Source organism: Marilutibacter spongiae, assembly GCF_014145325.1.
Classification (GTDB): Bacteria; Pseudomonadota; Gammaproteobacteria; order Xanthomonadales; family Xanthomonadaceae; genus Marilutibacter; species Marilutibacter spongiae.
The window spans coordinates 107,925-121,775 of record NZ_JACHTF010000004.1; the positions used below are offsets into that span (position 1 = coordinate 107,925).

Sequence of the window (13,851 nt, forward strand, 5' to 3'; positions counted from 1 at the left end):
GCCTCAGGCGCCAAGCAGGGCGCGCATCATGGCCTTGAGCCGCCGCCCTTCGCTATTGAAGTAGTCGCGCTCGGCGCGCCAGTGCGGCGAGCGCGCCTCGACTTCGCTCCAGTAGGCCCGCGAGTGGTCCGCATGGATCAGGTGGCACAGCTCGTGCACGAGTACGTATTCGAAGGCCGAGGGGCGCGCCAGCACCAGGCCCAGGTCGAGGGCCATGGTGCCGTCGGGCGCGAGCGAGCCCCACTGCGAACTCATCACCTTGTAGCGCACGCGGCGCGGCGCGCGCGGCAGGCCCGACAGGTAGCGGGGCAACCAGCGACCCACGTCCGCGCGGGCGCGCGCTTCGTAGAAGTCGCGCAGGGCGCGGCGCAGGGCCTCGGGACCGGCGCGGCCGGACACGCTGAAGCGCAGCAGCGGCGCGTCCTTCTCCCCGGCCTCCAGCAGATGCGTGAAGCGGCCGGGCTGCCATTGCACCGGCACGCGCGCCCCCGCCAGTGGCAACCAGGTACTGCTGCCGGGCTGCAACTCGGGCAGGGCATCGACGGTGAAGCGGGACACCTGCTCGCCCAGCCAGTCGCGATGCGCGTTCAGGAACTGGGTGGCGACACGGTCGGAGGTGCGCGGCGGCACGGTCAAGCGCGCGCCGCGCTCGTCGACCGACAGGCGCAGCCGGCGCGCGCGCGGATTGCGCACGCGCAGCAGCTCGATGCGACGACCGTCGGGCAACTCGAACTCGGTGGACTCGCGTTCGACGCGCGCGGCGGGTCGGGGCACGGGTGCCAGCAGTCGGAAGGGGGGACTCATCGACGGGGGAAGGTCATCTGCGGCAGGGGGAATCGACGGCGCCGCGCGCCGCCGCCCATCCGTGGGACGCGCGCATCATACCGCCCCGCGACGCCCCGCCGGATGTCATGCCGGTGACACCCGCTTCAGGCCTCGACCTTGCTGAGCTTGAGCGCCGCCTCGAGCACGGTGAACAGACGCTTGACCTCGCCGCTCATCAGCGCGAAGCGGGCGTCGAGTTCGGCGCGCATGTCGTCGGTGTCGGTGGACTCGAGTTCGTCCACCGCACCCTCCAGCAGCTTGAACTTGCGCACCACGAGGTCTTCGCCGAGCACGAAGCTCAGGTGGTCGTCGAGGTTGAGCGCCAAGCGGGTGACCTGCTTCCCCGACTCCAGGTGCTTGTTGATCTCGTCGCTCTGCAGCTCCATGCGCTGGACCTTCACCACCGCGCCCTGGTCGACCGGATCGCGCAACTCGCATTCGTCGCCCAGCGAGAGGCCTTCAGGCAGGGGTTCGCCGGCCAGCCAGCCGGTGAGGATCGTGCGCGGCGCGACTTCCGCGTTGAGCGGCAGCGCGGGGAAGCTGCCCAGCGCGCGGCGGATCTCGCTGACCACGTTCTCGGCGCTCTTGCGGCTGGAGGTGTCCACGACCACGATGCCGTGGCTGCGGTCGATCAGCGCGTCGGTGCGGCTGGGCTTGATGAAGGCGCGCGGCAGCAGGTCGGTGATCAGCTCGTCCTTGATCCGCTTGCGGGTGCGTCCGCCGGGCTTGCGCCCTTCCTTCTCCTCGATTTCGGCCAGCTTCTTGGCCAGCATGTCGTTGACGACGCTGCCCGGCAGCAGGCGGTCCTCGCCACCCACGGTGAGCCAGGTGGCGTCGTGGATCGAATGCGAGAGCGCTTCGGCGTTGCGCCCGAAGGGCGAGATGAATCCGCGACTGGACAGTTCCAGCGGACCGACCGGCTTGAGCTGGCACTCATCGAGGCCACTGTCGAGATCGTCGAACTTCTGCGAGGTGGGGAAGCGGAACAGCGTCAGGTTTCGAAAGAACATTCGGATTCCGGGAATGGGGAATGGGGATTGGGGAATGGGGAGAAGCAGGGCCTTCCTGGCCTGCATGACCCGCGCACTACGGCATCATGCGCCCACGAAGGACCCTGGAATCCCGCCGGACTGCCTGAGGTCGGCCACCCGTGCTTCTGCGTCGGTCTTCACGCCCAGGGCGAGGAAGTCGAACAGTTTCGGGTCGCTCAGCTGCGAGGGGCGGATGTCGCCCAGCGCGCGTGCGATGGTCTCGATCCGTCCGGGCGTCTCGCGTTCCCATTCGTCCATCATCCGCTTGACCTGCTTGCGCTGCAGGTTCTCCTGCGAGCCGCACAGGTTGCAGGGGATGATCGGGAACGCCCGGAGGGCCGCGTAGCGGGCGATGTCGTCCTCGCGCACGTAGGCCAGCGGGCGGATGACCACGTGCCTGCCGTTGTCGCTCAGCAGCTTGGGCGGCATGCCCGAGAGCTTGGCGTGGAAAAACAGATTGAGGAAGAAGGTCGCCACCAGGTCGTCGCGATGGTGGCCGAGCGCGATCTTGGTGAAGCCCTGCTCCTGGGCATGGGTGTAGAGCGCGCCGCGCCGCAGGCGCGAACACAGCGAGCACATCGTCTTGCCCTCGGGCACCACGCGGGTGACGACCGAGTAGGTGTCCTGCTCGAGGATGCGGTATTCGACCCCGATCGACTCCAGGTAGCGCGGCAGCACGTGCGCCGGAAAGTCGGGCTGCTTCTGGTCCAGGTTGACCGCGACCAGCTCGAACTTCACCGGCGCCTTCTTCTGCAACTGGAGGAGGACGTCCAGCATCGTGTAACTGTCCTTCCCGCCGGACAGGCAGACCATCACCTTGTCGCCGTCCTCGATCATCCCGAAGTCGGCGATGGCCTGGCCGACCTGGTGGCGCAGGCGCGTGCCCAGCCGGTCGGCCTCGCGGGCGTCGGCCTGGGGATCGGTGCCGCGGCGCGGCAGGGGTTCGGCGAGGGGGAGGACGGTGCTCATGGTCCCTCCATTCTACTGCACCACCCCGCCCGCCCCGGCCGGCGCCGGGCAATCCAGAGCACGCGCCCGCCGCCCGGGATCGCCATGACGGCGCCCCGGACCCGCGCTAAGCTCCCCCCATGCTCGACACCTCAGACCCCGCCGAGATCGCCCGCCGCCTGGCCGAGGTCCGTCTCGAGCACCGCGACCTCGACGCCGCCATCGAACGGCTCGCCGTCCTGCGCGACCACGATGCCCACGACGACCTGGCGCTCAAGCGCATGAAGAAGCGCAAGCTCTGGCTGAAGGACTGCATCGCCCGCCTGGAAAGCGCGATGATCCCGGACGAACCGGCCTAGTCGGACGACTCCTCCGCGGCCGGCGCTGCCTGCTCCCCGCCCGCGGCGGTGGGCTCGCTGGGCGCCATTTCCGGGCTGACTTTCTCGATGGTGTGGCGCAGTTCGCGGCCGAGGATGAACTTGGCGTCGCGCGCCCAGTTGTCGAGGCGGTCGTCGAAGTCGAGCTTGCCGGCGTCGTCGGTGCGGACCAGGCCGAGTTCGCGCAGCTTCTGGATGAAGCCGCGGAACAGGGTCTTGTCGAAGAACTCCGGGGCGGCCGGCGCGTACAGCAGCGAGAGCCGTTGCGCGGCGAGCTGGCACAGGCTCTCCAGCTGGCCGGCGCTGAGGGTGCCGGCGCCGTTCTTCACCAGCACCGAGATGGTGATGTAGTAGCGCTCGAAGGCCTGCTGCAGCGAGTGGCCGATCGCGCGCAGGCGGAACACCTCGTCGGACTGGCCGGCGTTGCGCGCGAGGATGCCGCCGTCGTCCTCGCTGACCTGCTCGAGCAGGCCTTCGCGGATGAACACCTCGATGGTGGCGCGGATGCGGTCGACGAACTGGTCCTCGGTCCAGGGCAGGAACAGCTCGGCCTGCAGGAACGGATACACGCTGCGACCCAGCCGCAGCACGCCCGCCAGGCTCATGCGCCGGTTGTGCTGGAAACAGCAGGCGACCCAGGACGCGGCGGTGAACAGGTGCACGACGTTGTTGCGGAAGTAGCTCAGCAGCACCGCCTTGTCGCCGCTGACGCCGAGCACGTCGCCCAGCGGGTGGGCGGTACGAGACAGCACGCCGATTTCCTCGCCGTGGGCGACGATCTGGGCGGGCGTGTGCGGCGTGACGGTGACGCGCTCGCCGTACGGCACCTCCTCCAGCAGGGTCTTGCTCAGGGCGATCTGCGCGAGCAGGTCGCTTTCGCTCATGGCGTGCTTGGGCGTGGACAGCAGGGCCATCGCCAGCAGGTTGATCGGATTGACGTCGGCCGCGCGGTTGACGTTGACCTGGATCTGCTGTGCCAGCGCGTCGATCGTGCCGGTGAGCCACGACGGTTTCTCGTCCTCGGCGACCGCCTCGCCCCGCCACTCGGGCGCGTGCCGGGCGAGCATGTCGTTGAGCCGGATCGGCTCGCCGAAGTTGACCACGACCTGGCCGTAGTTGCTGCGCAGCACCTTGGGGATGCCCCACAGCAGCTGCCAGATCGACTCGCCCTCCTTCGGCTTGCCGCTGAGCTCGTCGAGGTAGCTGTTGCCTTCCATCAGCTTCTCGTAGCCGATGTAGACCGGCTGGAACAGCACCGGGCGCGTGGGCTGGCGCAGGTAGGCGCGCACCGTCATCGACAGGGTGCCGGCCTTGGGCTGCAGCAGGCGGCCGGTGCGCGAGCGCCCGCCTTCGATGAAGTACTCGATGGAGTAGCCGCCGGCCACCAGCTGCGCCATGTACTCGGAGAACACCGCCGAGTACAGCGCGCTGCCGCGGATGCTGCGGCGGATGAAGAAGGCGCCGCCCTTGCGCAGGATCGTGCCGACCACGGGCAGGTTGAGGTTGACGCCGGCGACGATGTGCGGCGGCACGATGCCCTTGGTGTAGAGCAGGTAGCTCAGCAGCAGGTAGTCCATGTGGCTGCGGTGGCTGGGCACGTAGACCACTTCGTTGCCAGGGGCGGCCTGCTTGAGCTTGTCGAGGTGGTGGACGAGGACGCCGCGGTAGATGCGGTTCCACACCGGCGCGAGGATGAAGCTGGCCGAACGCACCAGCGGATGCGAATAGTCCGCGGCGATCTCGTAGGCGTAGGCATGGGCCTTCTTCCAGGCGTCCGAGAGCGAGGACTTGTCGCGCCGGGCCTGGTCGGCGATGGCGTCCTTGACGCTGTCCGAGCCCAGGACGCGGTCCACCAGCAGGCGGCGGGTCGAGAGGTCGGGGCCGACGATGGCGGCACGGATGCGGCGGAAGTGCGCGCGCAGCACGCGCGAGAGCTTGCGCACGGTGCGCTCGGGCGGCAGCCCCTCGTCGGTCACGCCGCGCAGCGAGACCGGCGGCGCGAAGCGCACCAGGGTGTCGCGGCCGTTGAGGAGGATCGCCAGCAGGCGGCGGAAGCGACCGACGAGCGCCCAGTTTTCCGAGAACAGCACCGAGAACCAGCCGCTGTTCTTGTCCGGGGCGCGGCCGACGAAGATCGAGACCGGGACCAGCTGCACGTCCAGGCCCGGGTCCAGGCGATGCGCGTCGAGCAGGCGCGCCAGCGACTCGGAATGGCTGCTGGGCCTGGGCGGCGCGCCCAGCGGCGAGAGGTTGGCATTGCGCCGGGAAAGCGCGAGGTAGGCGCGCTTGCGGCCCAGCGGGTCGCCGGGCAGCGGCTGCAAGGGCGAGGGCAGGCCGGCCTGCTGGCAGGCGCGGTCCAGGATCAGGGCGTTGGACAGCCCGTAGTCCTCGAGCACGTAGCACACCGGCCGGTCCAGGGCGTCGGCGTGCGAGGCCGGGTCGTTGGGCTCGATCGTCAGCGACACCCAGGGCGAGAGGATCCAGCCCAGCAGTCGCGCCCACCACGGCCGCCCGCGGTAGGCACCCGCGTCGTCGCCCGGAGCGCGGGTCGGCGCCATCGCCATCGGAAGTTCGGGCTGGTCGACGTCCTCGCCTGCCGGGTGTGCGGTGGGCTCGGGCGGCCCGGGCGACACGCGCGCGCGGTCGCGGTCGGTCACTTCGGCGGCGGCGGACGAAGCAGTGGCGTCGAGCGCGTCGAGCGCGTCGGACGGCCGCCGGGTGTCGGCCGTCGCACGGGGCGCGTCCTCGCCCTCGGGAGGCGTCGGGTCCGGGAATAGCAGGGGGGGCTGTTTGGGCATCCGGGGCATTATGCCGATTGCGGCGTTCGCGGGTCGGTACGACGCGTGGCGGTTGGGACGCAGTGCTCAGGCGTCGGGGGCGGGGGCGGACACCGCCTCTTCTGCAGACCCGGGCAGCGCGGCGTCCGTGGGTGGCACTGAGGCCGGGGTCGGCACCGGCCCGGCTTCGGCTTCGGCGTGGCGCAGCAGATCGGTCAGGTACCAGGCGCCATCACGCCGTTCCACGCGGACGATGGCATCGATCCGGTGACCGGCGAGGGTGTACTCCAGCCGCACCCGTGCGGTGTCGCCGGTTTGTTCGACCAGGCTCGCGTGCGCGCTGTCGAGGGCAGCATCGATATCCAGCCCGTAGCCGGCCAGCACCTGCTTGAAGCGCTTGGCAAACGGCGAGAAGCGGGTCAGGCCACGCACCATGCCCGCCTCGGCGAAGGCTTCCGCGCTGTCCAGCCCCGTCAGTCGCGCGGCGGCGATCAGCTGCTTCAGGGCCGGGGCGGCCTTGCGCGCGTCCGACAGCGGCGCCTGCTGGCCCCATTCGCTGAGCGCCTGCACCACCTGCACGTGGTGGTCGCGTTCGTCCTCGCTGTAGTCGGGCTCGTTCTGGATGTACTGCACCGCGAACAGACCCAGGGCCGACGCGGTGGCGCGCAGTTCGCCGCGGGCGCCGGCGAACTGGCGGTTGTAGATCGCCATCAGGGATTTCTCGGCGTCGGGCCGGGACAGCCCGGCGATCATCGCCGGCAACTGGTCGTCCAGGGGCAGTTCGGTCAACGGCCAGCGCGTCCGTCCCTCGCCCCACGCGGTCTCCAGGCGGGCATGCAGGGCCGGCGGGACCGCGTGCCGCGCATACGCGGCGAGATCGTCCCGGCGCAGGTCGTCGACCAGCCGCGCCACCGCGTCGACCGGCAGCGCCGGCGGCGTGTCGGCGGGCGCGTCCGGCGCTGGCTGCCGGCAACCGGCCAGCAGCGCCGCGGCCAGCACGAGGGGCCACGGGAATCGCAGGCCCCTGGGGGGCGCGGAGGTGGATCCAAGCATGGCCGCAGGCCTCGGATGCGCGGTGGGCCATCTTGGCCCCCGCGAGGGGGGCTCGACAACCTGAACGCGGCGCGTCTCGCGGGCGTTTCACCCCTGGCCCTCCGGGCTGCAATGGGCGGAAGCCATGCGCCGCAAGGCGAGCTGCCGCGCCGCGTCAGTTTCTGACGCTGCCTCCGAAAAAGCCTCCAAATGTGACGTTGGTCCGCTTTTGAACGTGGTCACGCCGAATTGCGCGAAGCTATACGCACATTGAATGAGACCTGCATCACATAGTTGGCACGCTTCCTGCGTACTCCCTCACGCAACCTTCACGCGGCCAAGGACGGGCCACCGATATCCTTCGACCCTTCCTTGTGAGAGAGAACCGATGAACGTCAAGCACAGCCTCCTCGCCGCCGCCCTCTTCGCGGCCGCCCTGCCCCTCGCCGCCCAGGCCGAGTCCAACAGCGTCAGCAGCGGCAGCGCCACCGCCCGCCTCGACTTCCAGATCACCGTGCCGCGCATCCTGATGCTGCGCGTGGGCACCGACGACAGCACCGTCAACCTGATCGATTTCAACGTCACCGCCGCGCAGCTGCAGACCCTGGGCACGCCGGTGGCCGCCACCGCCGCGTCAGGCAATGTCGGCAACGGCACCGTGACCGCCACGGTCAAGGGCAACAACGGCCAGATCTCGCTGCGCGCCGACAGCGTGGGCGCGCTGAGCAACGGCAGCGGCGACTCGATCTCCTACGGCCAGATCACCACGACCTCCTCGGCCCCGGCCGCCCTGCCGGCCCCGGTGCTGGCCGACGGCGCCGGCACCGCCGTCAACGTGCCGCTGAGCTCGGGCAAGATCACCAACGCCACCGCCCAGTGGACCTACAGCTACAAGAACGCTGCAATGGTCGCCCCGGGCACCTACGGCGGCGTGAACACCAACAACGGCCGCGTCACCTACACTGCCTCCATGCCGTAAGCCGTTCCGCCGTTCGAACACGACGACGGTCCCCGGGCCGTCGTCGTACTGGAAGGTCACGATGCCCATTCGCACATTCGCCGTACTCGCCCTGCTGGCCGGCCTGTCCTGGTCGTCGGTGGCGGACGCCTTCACCGTGAACATCAACAGCGGTTCGCGCGCGCTCTACCTGCGCGTCGGCAACGGCGTGTTCACCGGCAACTACAGCAACGGCGGCACGCCGGGCAGCGGTGGCGGCATCAACACCGTATCGGTGACGGTGCCCTCGGCCTCGCTCGGCAACAGCACCCCGTTGGCGATGACGGGCAATGCCTCCCAGATCACCAGCAACTGGGACGGTTACGCCTTCTGCAACACCGGGCAGATCTACATCGGCGGGTTCTACCGCTATTACTACAGTTTCTACAGCGCCACGCTGACGGTGACCGCGCCAGCGGACCTGGCCAGCCCTGCCGGCGACCGCATCCCCTTCTCGGAGATCAGCTGGACCAGCTCGGGCAACGGCGACAGCGGTGCGCAACCCATTCCCTCGGGAAGTTTCACCGGCGGGGAACAGGTGTTGGCCTCGTTCCCGGCCAACACCTGGCGCGAGAGCTGCATGAGCTTCCGTTACGCCAACAGCAGCGTGGCCGCGGCGGGCGTGTACTCGGGCCGCGTCACCTACACCCTGGCGGCGCCATGACGATGCGCCGGCTCACCATCACCGCCCGGCTGGGCTTCGCGACGCTGCTGGCGATGTCCTGCTACGTGGCCTTCGCCGCGCACGATGCGCGCGCGCAGTCGAGGACCTTCCCGGTCGACGACAGCGCCAGCCAGGTGCTCGACCCCAACGTCACGCTCGAATGGGACTCGATCGCGCCCACCCGTGGACCGCAGGCGAACGCGGTGTCGGGACGGTTCGCGGTGATCGTCCGACTGGACGTGGCCGCGTGGCAGGGCCGGATGGGGCGCATCTACATGCTGCTGCCGCCCGCGCCCAGCGGCCCGATCACGGCCACCTGGAGCAGTCGCGGCCCCCTGCTGCCGGGCACCGTGCGCAGCGGCGAGCGCAGCCTCGTGTACGCCGGCCCCATCAACGGCCCGCTGATCGAGGACACCCTGCGCATCGTGCTGCAGGCCGACGGCCGCCACGTCACCCGTTCACAGCCGCTCGAATTCTCGTTCGAGATCGATCTCGGAGCTCCGTGATGCCTTTCCGCTTCCTTCCCGCCGCGTGCTTCCTGCTCGGCTGCCTGCTGGCGCCGCAGGCCCTGGCCCAGAGCTTCGCCGTGCTGGCCTCGCCACCACGCATCGAGGCCCAGGCCCAGGCGGGCGACACCTACCGCAACGTCATCGAGCTGACCAATGTCTCGCAACAGGCCACGCCGATCACCGTGCGCACGGCGGACTGGTCGCTGGAGCCGGCCGGCACCGCGGCCTTCGACTACGCGCTGTCGGAAGAGAGCTGCCGGCCGTGGGTCGGCATCGAAGCGCGCGAACTGACGCTCGGCCCGCAGGCCAGGCGCCGCTTCCGCTTCGAAGTGAAAGTACCGGCGGATGCGCCGCGTGGCGAATGCCGCTTCGCGATCATGTTCGAGGGCGCCGCGCAGGCGGCGCCCGGCGATGTCCCGGTGCCGGTGTCCGGCCGCCTGGGCATCATCGTGTACCTGGCCGTCGGCGAGGCCGCGCCGTTCCTCTCGATGAACCAAGGCCACAGCGCCGAGGTCCAGGGCGTCCGCCTGCCGGTGCTGTCGATCAGCAACACCGGCGACGCGCACGGCCGCCTGGAGGGCTTCGTCGAAGGCACCGATGCCGACGGCACGCGCTTCACCTTCAGCCCCGCGACCACGCCGATCATGCCGGGCGAGACGCGTCCCATCGCGCTGACCCCGGTGCTCGACGACGCCGGCACGGCGGTGCCGCCGATCCGTTTCCCGCTCACGCTCAAGGGTCGCCTGGACAACGGCAGCCAACGCCTCGACATCGATACCGTCGTCGCGCCATGACCCCCAGCCGCAGCCCGACCAAGACGACCGCCCGCGCGATCGTCCCGGCCATCGCGCTCGCGCTCGCGGTCTTGTCTGCGCAGGCCACAGCCGCGGACGCAGCCGCGACGGGTGCCGGCGAAGAAGGCGACGCGAGCCAGGACGCGCCCTACGTGGATCGCGTGATCGACCCCGGCGCGCTGCCCGACATGGACGAGGCCGCCGAAGCCCAGCCCTACGACGCCTCCGGCCTGCCGCGTTCGTTCAACGCTGAACTCGCCTACAGCCACGGCGAGTTCGGCGACGACCGCTACCGCGAGTACGGCATCAGCGCCGGTGGCCACCGCGAGTCCGCGCGCTGGGGCACGTGGTCGCTGCAGGCGAGCGTGTCGCGCCGCGACGACGATCGCGACGACCCCTTCGGCAGCGACGGCAGCGACGGCGACTGGACCGGGTCGGCGACGCTCTGGCAGCGCAACCTCGCGATGCCCGGCCAATGGCGCGGCGACAATGGCGCCGGCGTCCTCAACACCCCCAGCGTGCCGCTCCAGCGCGAGCAGTACCGTTTCTTCCTGCCCAGCACCACCTACGCCGGCTTCAGCAGCGAGTGGAGTAATGCCGCCACGGGCCTGCGCCTGCAGGGCGGCGGCGGCCGGCTTGGCCATTACACCGGCACGCGCCTGCTCGGCTTCGAGACCGACGAAGGCCACGTCGGCACCCTTGGCGCGCAATGGCAGTGGGCGAGCGGCTGGACCGGCTCGGCCACCTGGCTGAGCAGCGACGGCCGACTGGTCGCCGGCGACGCCGGCCAGCCGGTGATCGAGGACGGCCGCTCGCACGCGGTCCACGCGGCGACGGCCTGGCAGGGGGCGCGCGACCGCGTGCAGCTGAACCTGCTGTCCAGCGGCGGCGACGCCGGCAATGCGCGCGGCGGCTGGCTCGATGCCCGCTCCGAGCGCGGCCGCTACACCCACAACTACGGCGCGTTCCACCTGGGCGAAGGCCTGGCCTGGGGCAGCTACCCGATCAACAACGACACGCGCGGCGGCTATTACCGGATCGGTTACCAGTTCGCGCGCTGGAGCTGGAGCGCGGGCGTCGACCGCATCGAATCGATCTCCGGCGACAGCTTCGATGGCAACTACGCCACCGCCTACGCGCGCTACCAGCACAGCAGCACGCTCGGCTACGGTGGCACCGCCAGCCTGCGCGACGGCGAGGACCGCGCGCTGGCCACGCAGTGGTTCCTCGACAAGCGCAGCGACTGGGGCACGACCCGCCTGCAGTGGGACACCGCCCATGTCAGCGGCGAGGGCGCCGACAGCTGGCAGGCCAGCATCGACCAGGCCTTCCCCGTCCGTGCCGGCAGCCGCCTGTCGGCCACCGTGGCCTACGGCGAACTGGCCTACGACGGCGAGCCGGCCACGCGCACCAGCAGTTTCGCGCTGTACGGCGGACAGGACCTGACCGACCGCTTGTCGATCGACGGGCAACTGCGATGGACGCATGGCGACGGGCCCGGGGCCCTGCGCGGCAGCAACGCGAACATCGCCGTGAACTGGGTCCTGAACCCGCGCTGGTCGCTGACCGCGAGCCTGTACCAGAACCAGGGCACGCAGCGCTCGCCGTTCGAACTGGACCCGCTCGGACAGGATCCGCTCTTCATGCGCCTGCCGCGCGAGCGCTCGGCCTTCCTGGTGCTTCGCTACCAGCGCGACGCCGGCCGCGCGCGTGCCGTGATCGGCGGGGCACCGGGCGCCGCCACCGGCCAGGTGGCCGGCAGCGTCTTCCTGGACGGCAACGACGACGGCAGCCGCAATGCCTCCGAGGCGGCGGTGCCGAACCTGACCGTCATCCTCGACGGACGCTACGCGGTGCGCACCGACAGCCAGGGCCGTTTCGAGTTCCAGGACGTGGCGGTCGGCGAGCATCGCCTGACCGTGGTCGCCGACAACCTGCCCCTGCCATGGTTCATCGACGAGGCGCAGGCCGAACGCAGCATCGAGGTCCGGGTGCGCGAGTCGCTGCAGGTCGAGATCCCCGCCGCACGCGCGCGCTGATCGAACGACTTGGCGAGCGGCTCCCGTCCGGTCGCCGGCACAGGGCGTGGCGCAGTGCGCTGCGCTTTGAGCAAGGTCGGGCTCCAGCGCGCCGCCGCGCGTGATGGCAGTCGATCGACGGGTTCGCTTCGAATCGCAACCTTCATACCGAGACCCCGGGTGCGCTTCGCTTACCCGGGCTACGCAGCTGCAGCCGAACCCCGGCCTGCAACTCCAACAAACCGTCATCCCAGCGTTCGCCGGGATGACGAAAGGCGGTGGCGTAGCACCGCAGGCCGTGGCGGCCAGAGAGGCGCCCTTGTCCAGGCGCAGCGAGTTTGCGCGCCGTGCCGTCATGACCGAGGCGCACAGGGCACCGGTGCGGCGAAGCCGGACCGGCGGCTGATGGAGCCCGCGGTTCTGGTTCCTTTTGACGAGACAAAAGGGACTCGCACGCGCAGCAGGCGAAAGCCTTGGACTTGTACTTGGCTACAGATCCAGCACCGTAGGATGGGTAGCGCGAAGCAAAACCCATCATTCATCGCGCATGCAATCCCGCGACGGTGGGTTTCGCCTTCGGCTCTACCCACCCTACGGCGACGCTGCAGCCGGTCACGGCCGGTAGCCCACAGGCCGTCACCCCAGCGAACGCTGGGGTCCAGCCTTGGCCTTACCGGAGCCCCGGGTGCGCTTCGCTTACCCGGGCTACACGGCGCTCGCGACCGTCCGCGAGGCCGTCGCATGGGGCGTGCCCAAGAAAAAAGGAGGCCGAAGCCTCCCAGTCAAGATCCGGCGAAACCGGAGGACTTATCGAGTTTTGACATGGCGCCGGCCGGAGCCGGACGGGGACAGCGTACCGGCCGGCCGCACTTGATGCAACACTTTAAGTAAATCGGCTCAAGCCATTGATTATTAATGGCTATTGTGCGTAATCCAGCGCGTCCTGCTTCGCGGCCCGGCGCACCTCCACCGGCTGGCTCCAGTCGTTGTTGAACGCAGCCGGCTCCCACGAGCCGTAGGTCGGATTGGGCAGCATCCACCAGCGCTCGCCGAACCAGTCGCCGTATTCGTCCATCAGCGCGGCGCGGCCCTCGGCGGTGTTGTTGACGACCTCGGTGAAGTCGCCGAGCTGGTCGCCGAACTGCATCAGCACCCGGTACTCGCGTCCGGCCAGCTGGCGCCGGCAGTTCTTCTCGCTGCCGTTCTGCTCACAGCCTTCCACGTAGGTCCCCAGGCCGAGGAAAACGCTGTCGTCGGCCACCGGAAGGCCCTCGGCGCGCAGGTTGGCCAGGGTCGCCTCCTGCAGGTGCTCGGCACGGTTGGACAGATAGAGGATGGTCACGCCCCTGGCTGCCGCGGCCCGGGCGAAATCGACCACGCCCGGCACCGGCCGTGCCTTCTTCTCGGCGACCCAGGCGGCCCATGTGACCTCGTCGTAGGCCTTGCCGTCGCGGACCAGGCGCGCCTGGTAGGGCGAGTTGTCCAGCACGGTCTCGTCGACGTCCATGATCACCGCCGGCTTGAGCCCGGTGCCGGCGTTGGCGCGTTCGCCGGGGACCAGCGCGTCCCAGTTCGCCTCGGCGAGGGCCTGGTCGAGATGGTCGGCGGCGGCCTTGAACGTCTGCCGCGCGAGCGCCTGGTACTCGGTCGAGGTCTGCACCCACAGGACCGCGTTGAGGTTGTCGTTGGCCGGTACCGCCCCGGCCGGCGCGGTGGCCACGGGCGCCGCCGGCGGCGTGGCGGCCGGTTCGCCGCGCTGGCAGGCGGCCAGGGAGAACAGGCCGGCCAATGCCGTCGCGGCCAGGAAACTCGAACGCATGAAAGCTCCACTATTTCGTCTCGGACGCCCGAGTGTACCGGCGAAGCATCGCCGCTTCGT

Annotated in this window: 12 protein-coding genes; 6 read left to right on the forward strand and 6 right to left on the reverse strand. The window is 70.0% G+C overall.

Going from position 1 to position 13,851, the window contains the following annotated elements; all coding sequences use genetic code 11:
- Positions 1–3 precede the first annotated feature (3 nt).
- From H4F98_RS05115 to ttcA, 3 genes are all read right to left on the reverse strand, one after another.
- Positions 4–804 carry a YgjP family zinc-dependent metalloprotease gene (locus tag H4F98_RS05115; RefSeq protein ID WP_182685556.1) on the reverse strand — a complete coding sequence of 267 codons (801 nt, stop codon included), beginning with the start codon at positions 802–804 and terminating at the stop codon, positions 4–6.
- Positions 805–929: 125 nt separating this feature from the next.
- Positions 930–1,835 carry a recombination-associated protein RdgC gene (locus H4F98_RS05120; protein ID WP_182685557.1) on the reverse strand — a complete coding sequence of 302 codons (906 nt, stop codon included), beginning with the start codon at positions 1,833–1,835 and terminating at the stop codon, positions 930–932.
- A gap of 84 nt (positions 1,836–1,919) precedes the next feature.
- A complete protein-coding gene (ttcA, locus tag H4F98_RS05125) occupies positions 1,920–2,825 on the reverse strand; it encodes a tRNA 2-thiocytidine(32) synthetase TtcA (RefSeq protein WP_182685558.1) in 906 nt (301 codons plus the stop codon).
- Positions 2,826–2,944: 119 nt separating this feature from the next.
- Here ttcA and H4F98_RS05130 point away from each other — a divergent pair, with 119 nt between their 5' ends.
- On the forward strand, positions 2,945–3,163 hold the full coding sequence (locus tag H4F98_RS05130; RefSeq protein WP_141519166.1) for a YdcH family protein: 219 nt from the start codon (positions 2,945–2,947) through the stop codon (positions 3,161–3,163).
- Here the strand turns inward: H4F98_RS05130 and plsB are convergent.
- Together plsB and H4F98_RS05140 are read right to left on the reverse strand one after the other, a co-directional pair.
- Entirely contained in the window at positions 3,160–5,988 is a 2,829-nt protein-coding gene (gene plsB, locus H4F98_RS05135; RefSeq protein WP_182685559.1) for a glycerol-3-phosphate 1-O-acyltransferase PlsB, read from the reverse strand. The two genes, H4F98_RS05130 and plsB, sit on opposite strands and share 4 nt — an antisense overlap.
- Positions 5,989–6,045: 57 nt before the next feature.
- A complete protein-coding gene (locus H4F98_RS05140) occupies positions 6,046–7,011 on the reverse strand; it encodes a hypothetical protein (protein ID WP_182685560.1) in 966 nt (321 codons plus the stop codon).
- Positions 7,012–7,378: 367 nt separating this feature from the next.
- Here H4F98_RS05140 and H4F98_RS05145 point away from each other — a divergent pair, with 367 nt between their 5' ends.
- The 5 genes from H4F98_RS05145 (at position 7,379) to H4F98_RS05165 (ending at position 11,993) form a co-directional block, all read left to right on the forward strand.
- Positions 7,379–7,969, forward strand: coding sequence for a hypothetical protein (locus tag H4F98_RS05145; protein ID WP_182685561.1), 591 nt, complete (start codon positions 7,379–7,381; stop codon positions 7,967–7,969).
- Between the two features lie 61 nt (positions 7,970–8,030).
- A complete protein-coding gene (locus tag H4F98_RS05150; protein WP_182685562.1) occupies positions 8,031–8,651 on the forward strand; it encodes a hypothetical protein in 621 nt (206 codons plus the stop codon).
- Entirely contained in the window at positions 8,648–9,157 is a 510-nt protein-coding gene (locus tag H4F98_RS05155; RefSeq protein ID WP_182685563.1) for a hypothetical protein, read from the forward strand. Before H4F98_RS05150 ends, H4F98_RS05155 begins: the two co-directional genes overlap by 4 nt.
- Positions 9,157–9,954, forward strand: a complete 798-nt coding sequence (locus tag H4F98_RS05160) for a COG1470 family protein (RefSeq protein WP_182685564.1) — start codon at positions 9,157–9,159, stop codon at positions 9,952–9,954. The genes H4F98_RS05155 and H4F98_RS05160 overlap by 1 nt, the downstream gene beginning before the upstream one ends.
- The gene (locus H4F98_RS05165) at positions 9,951–11,993 is read left to right on the forward strand and encodes a carboxypeptidase-like regulatory domain-containing protein (protein WP_182685565.1); all 2,043 of its coding nucleotides are present in this window, start codon (positions 9,951–9,953) and stop codon (positions 11,991–11,993) included. Before H4F98_RS05160 ends, H4F98_RS05165 begins: the two co-directional genes overlap by 4 nt.
- 898 nt (positions 11,994–12,891) lie before the next feature.
- Here H4F98_RS05165 and H4F98_RS05170 read toward each other — a convergent pair.
- Positions 12,892–13,791 (reverse strand): 5'-nucleotidase, lipoprotein e(P4) family, encoded by a 900-nt coding sequence (locus H4F98_RS05170; protein WP_182685566.1) that lies wholly within the window; start codon positions 13,789–13,791, stop codon positions 12,892–12,894.
- Between the last annotated feature and the right edge of the window lie 60 nt (positions 13,792–13,851).

Bases quoted from the DNA above. Each gene is read 5' to 3' on its own strand.
- H4F98_RS05140 (WP_182685560.1), bottom strand. From the start codon at position 7,011: ATGCTTGGATCCACCTCCGCGCCCCCCAGGGGCCTGCGATTCCCGTGG.
- H4F98_RS05145 (WP_182685561.1), top strand. From the start codon at position 7,379: ATGAACGTCAAGCACAGCCTCCTCGCCGCCGCCCTCTTCGCGGCCGCC.
- H4F98_RS05115 (WP_182685556.1), bottom strand. From the start codon at position 804: ATGAGTCCCCCCTTCCGACTGCTGGCACCCGTGCCCCGACCCGCCGCG.
- ttcA (WP_182685558.1), bottom strand. From the start codon at position 2,825: ATGAGCACCGTCCTCCCCCTCGCCGAACCCCTGCCGCGCCGCGGCACC.
- H4F98_RS05120 (WP_182685557.1), bottom strand. From the start codon at position 1,835: ATGTTCTTTCGAAACCTGACGCTGTTCCGCTTCCCCACCTCGCAGAAG.
- H4F98_RS05160 (WP_182685564.1), top strand. From the start codon at position 9,157: ATGCCTTTCCGCTTCCTTCCCGCCGCGTGCTTCCTGCTCGGCTGCCTG.
- H4F98_RS05155 (WP_182685563.1), top strand. From the start codon at position 8,648: ATGACGATGCGCCGGCTCACCATCACCGCCCGGCTGGGCTTCGCGACG.
- plsB (WP_182685559.1), bottom strand. From the start codon at position 5,988: ATGCCCCGGATGCCCAAACAGCCCCCCCTGCTATTCCCGGACCCGACG.
- H4F98_RS05170 (WP_182685566.1), bottom strand. From the start codon at position 13,791: ATGCGTTCGAGTTTCCTGGCCGCGACGGCATTGGCCGGCCTGTTCTCC.
- H4F98_RS05150 (WP_182685562.1), top strand. From the start codon at position 8,031: ATGCCCATTCGCACATTCGCCGTACTCGCCCTGCTGGCCGGCCTGTCC.
- H4F98_RS05130 (WP_141519166.1), top strand. From the start codon at position 2,945: ATGCTCGACACCTCAGACCCCGCCGAGATCGCCCGCCGCCTGGCCGAG.
- H4F98_RS05165 (WP_182685565.1), top strand. From the start codon at position 9,951: ATGACCCCCAGCCGCAGCCCGACCAAGACGACCGCCCGCGCGATCGTC.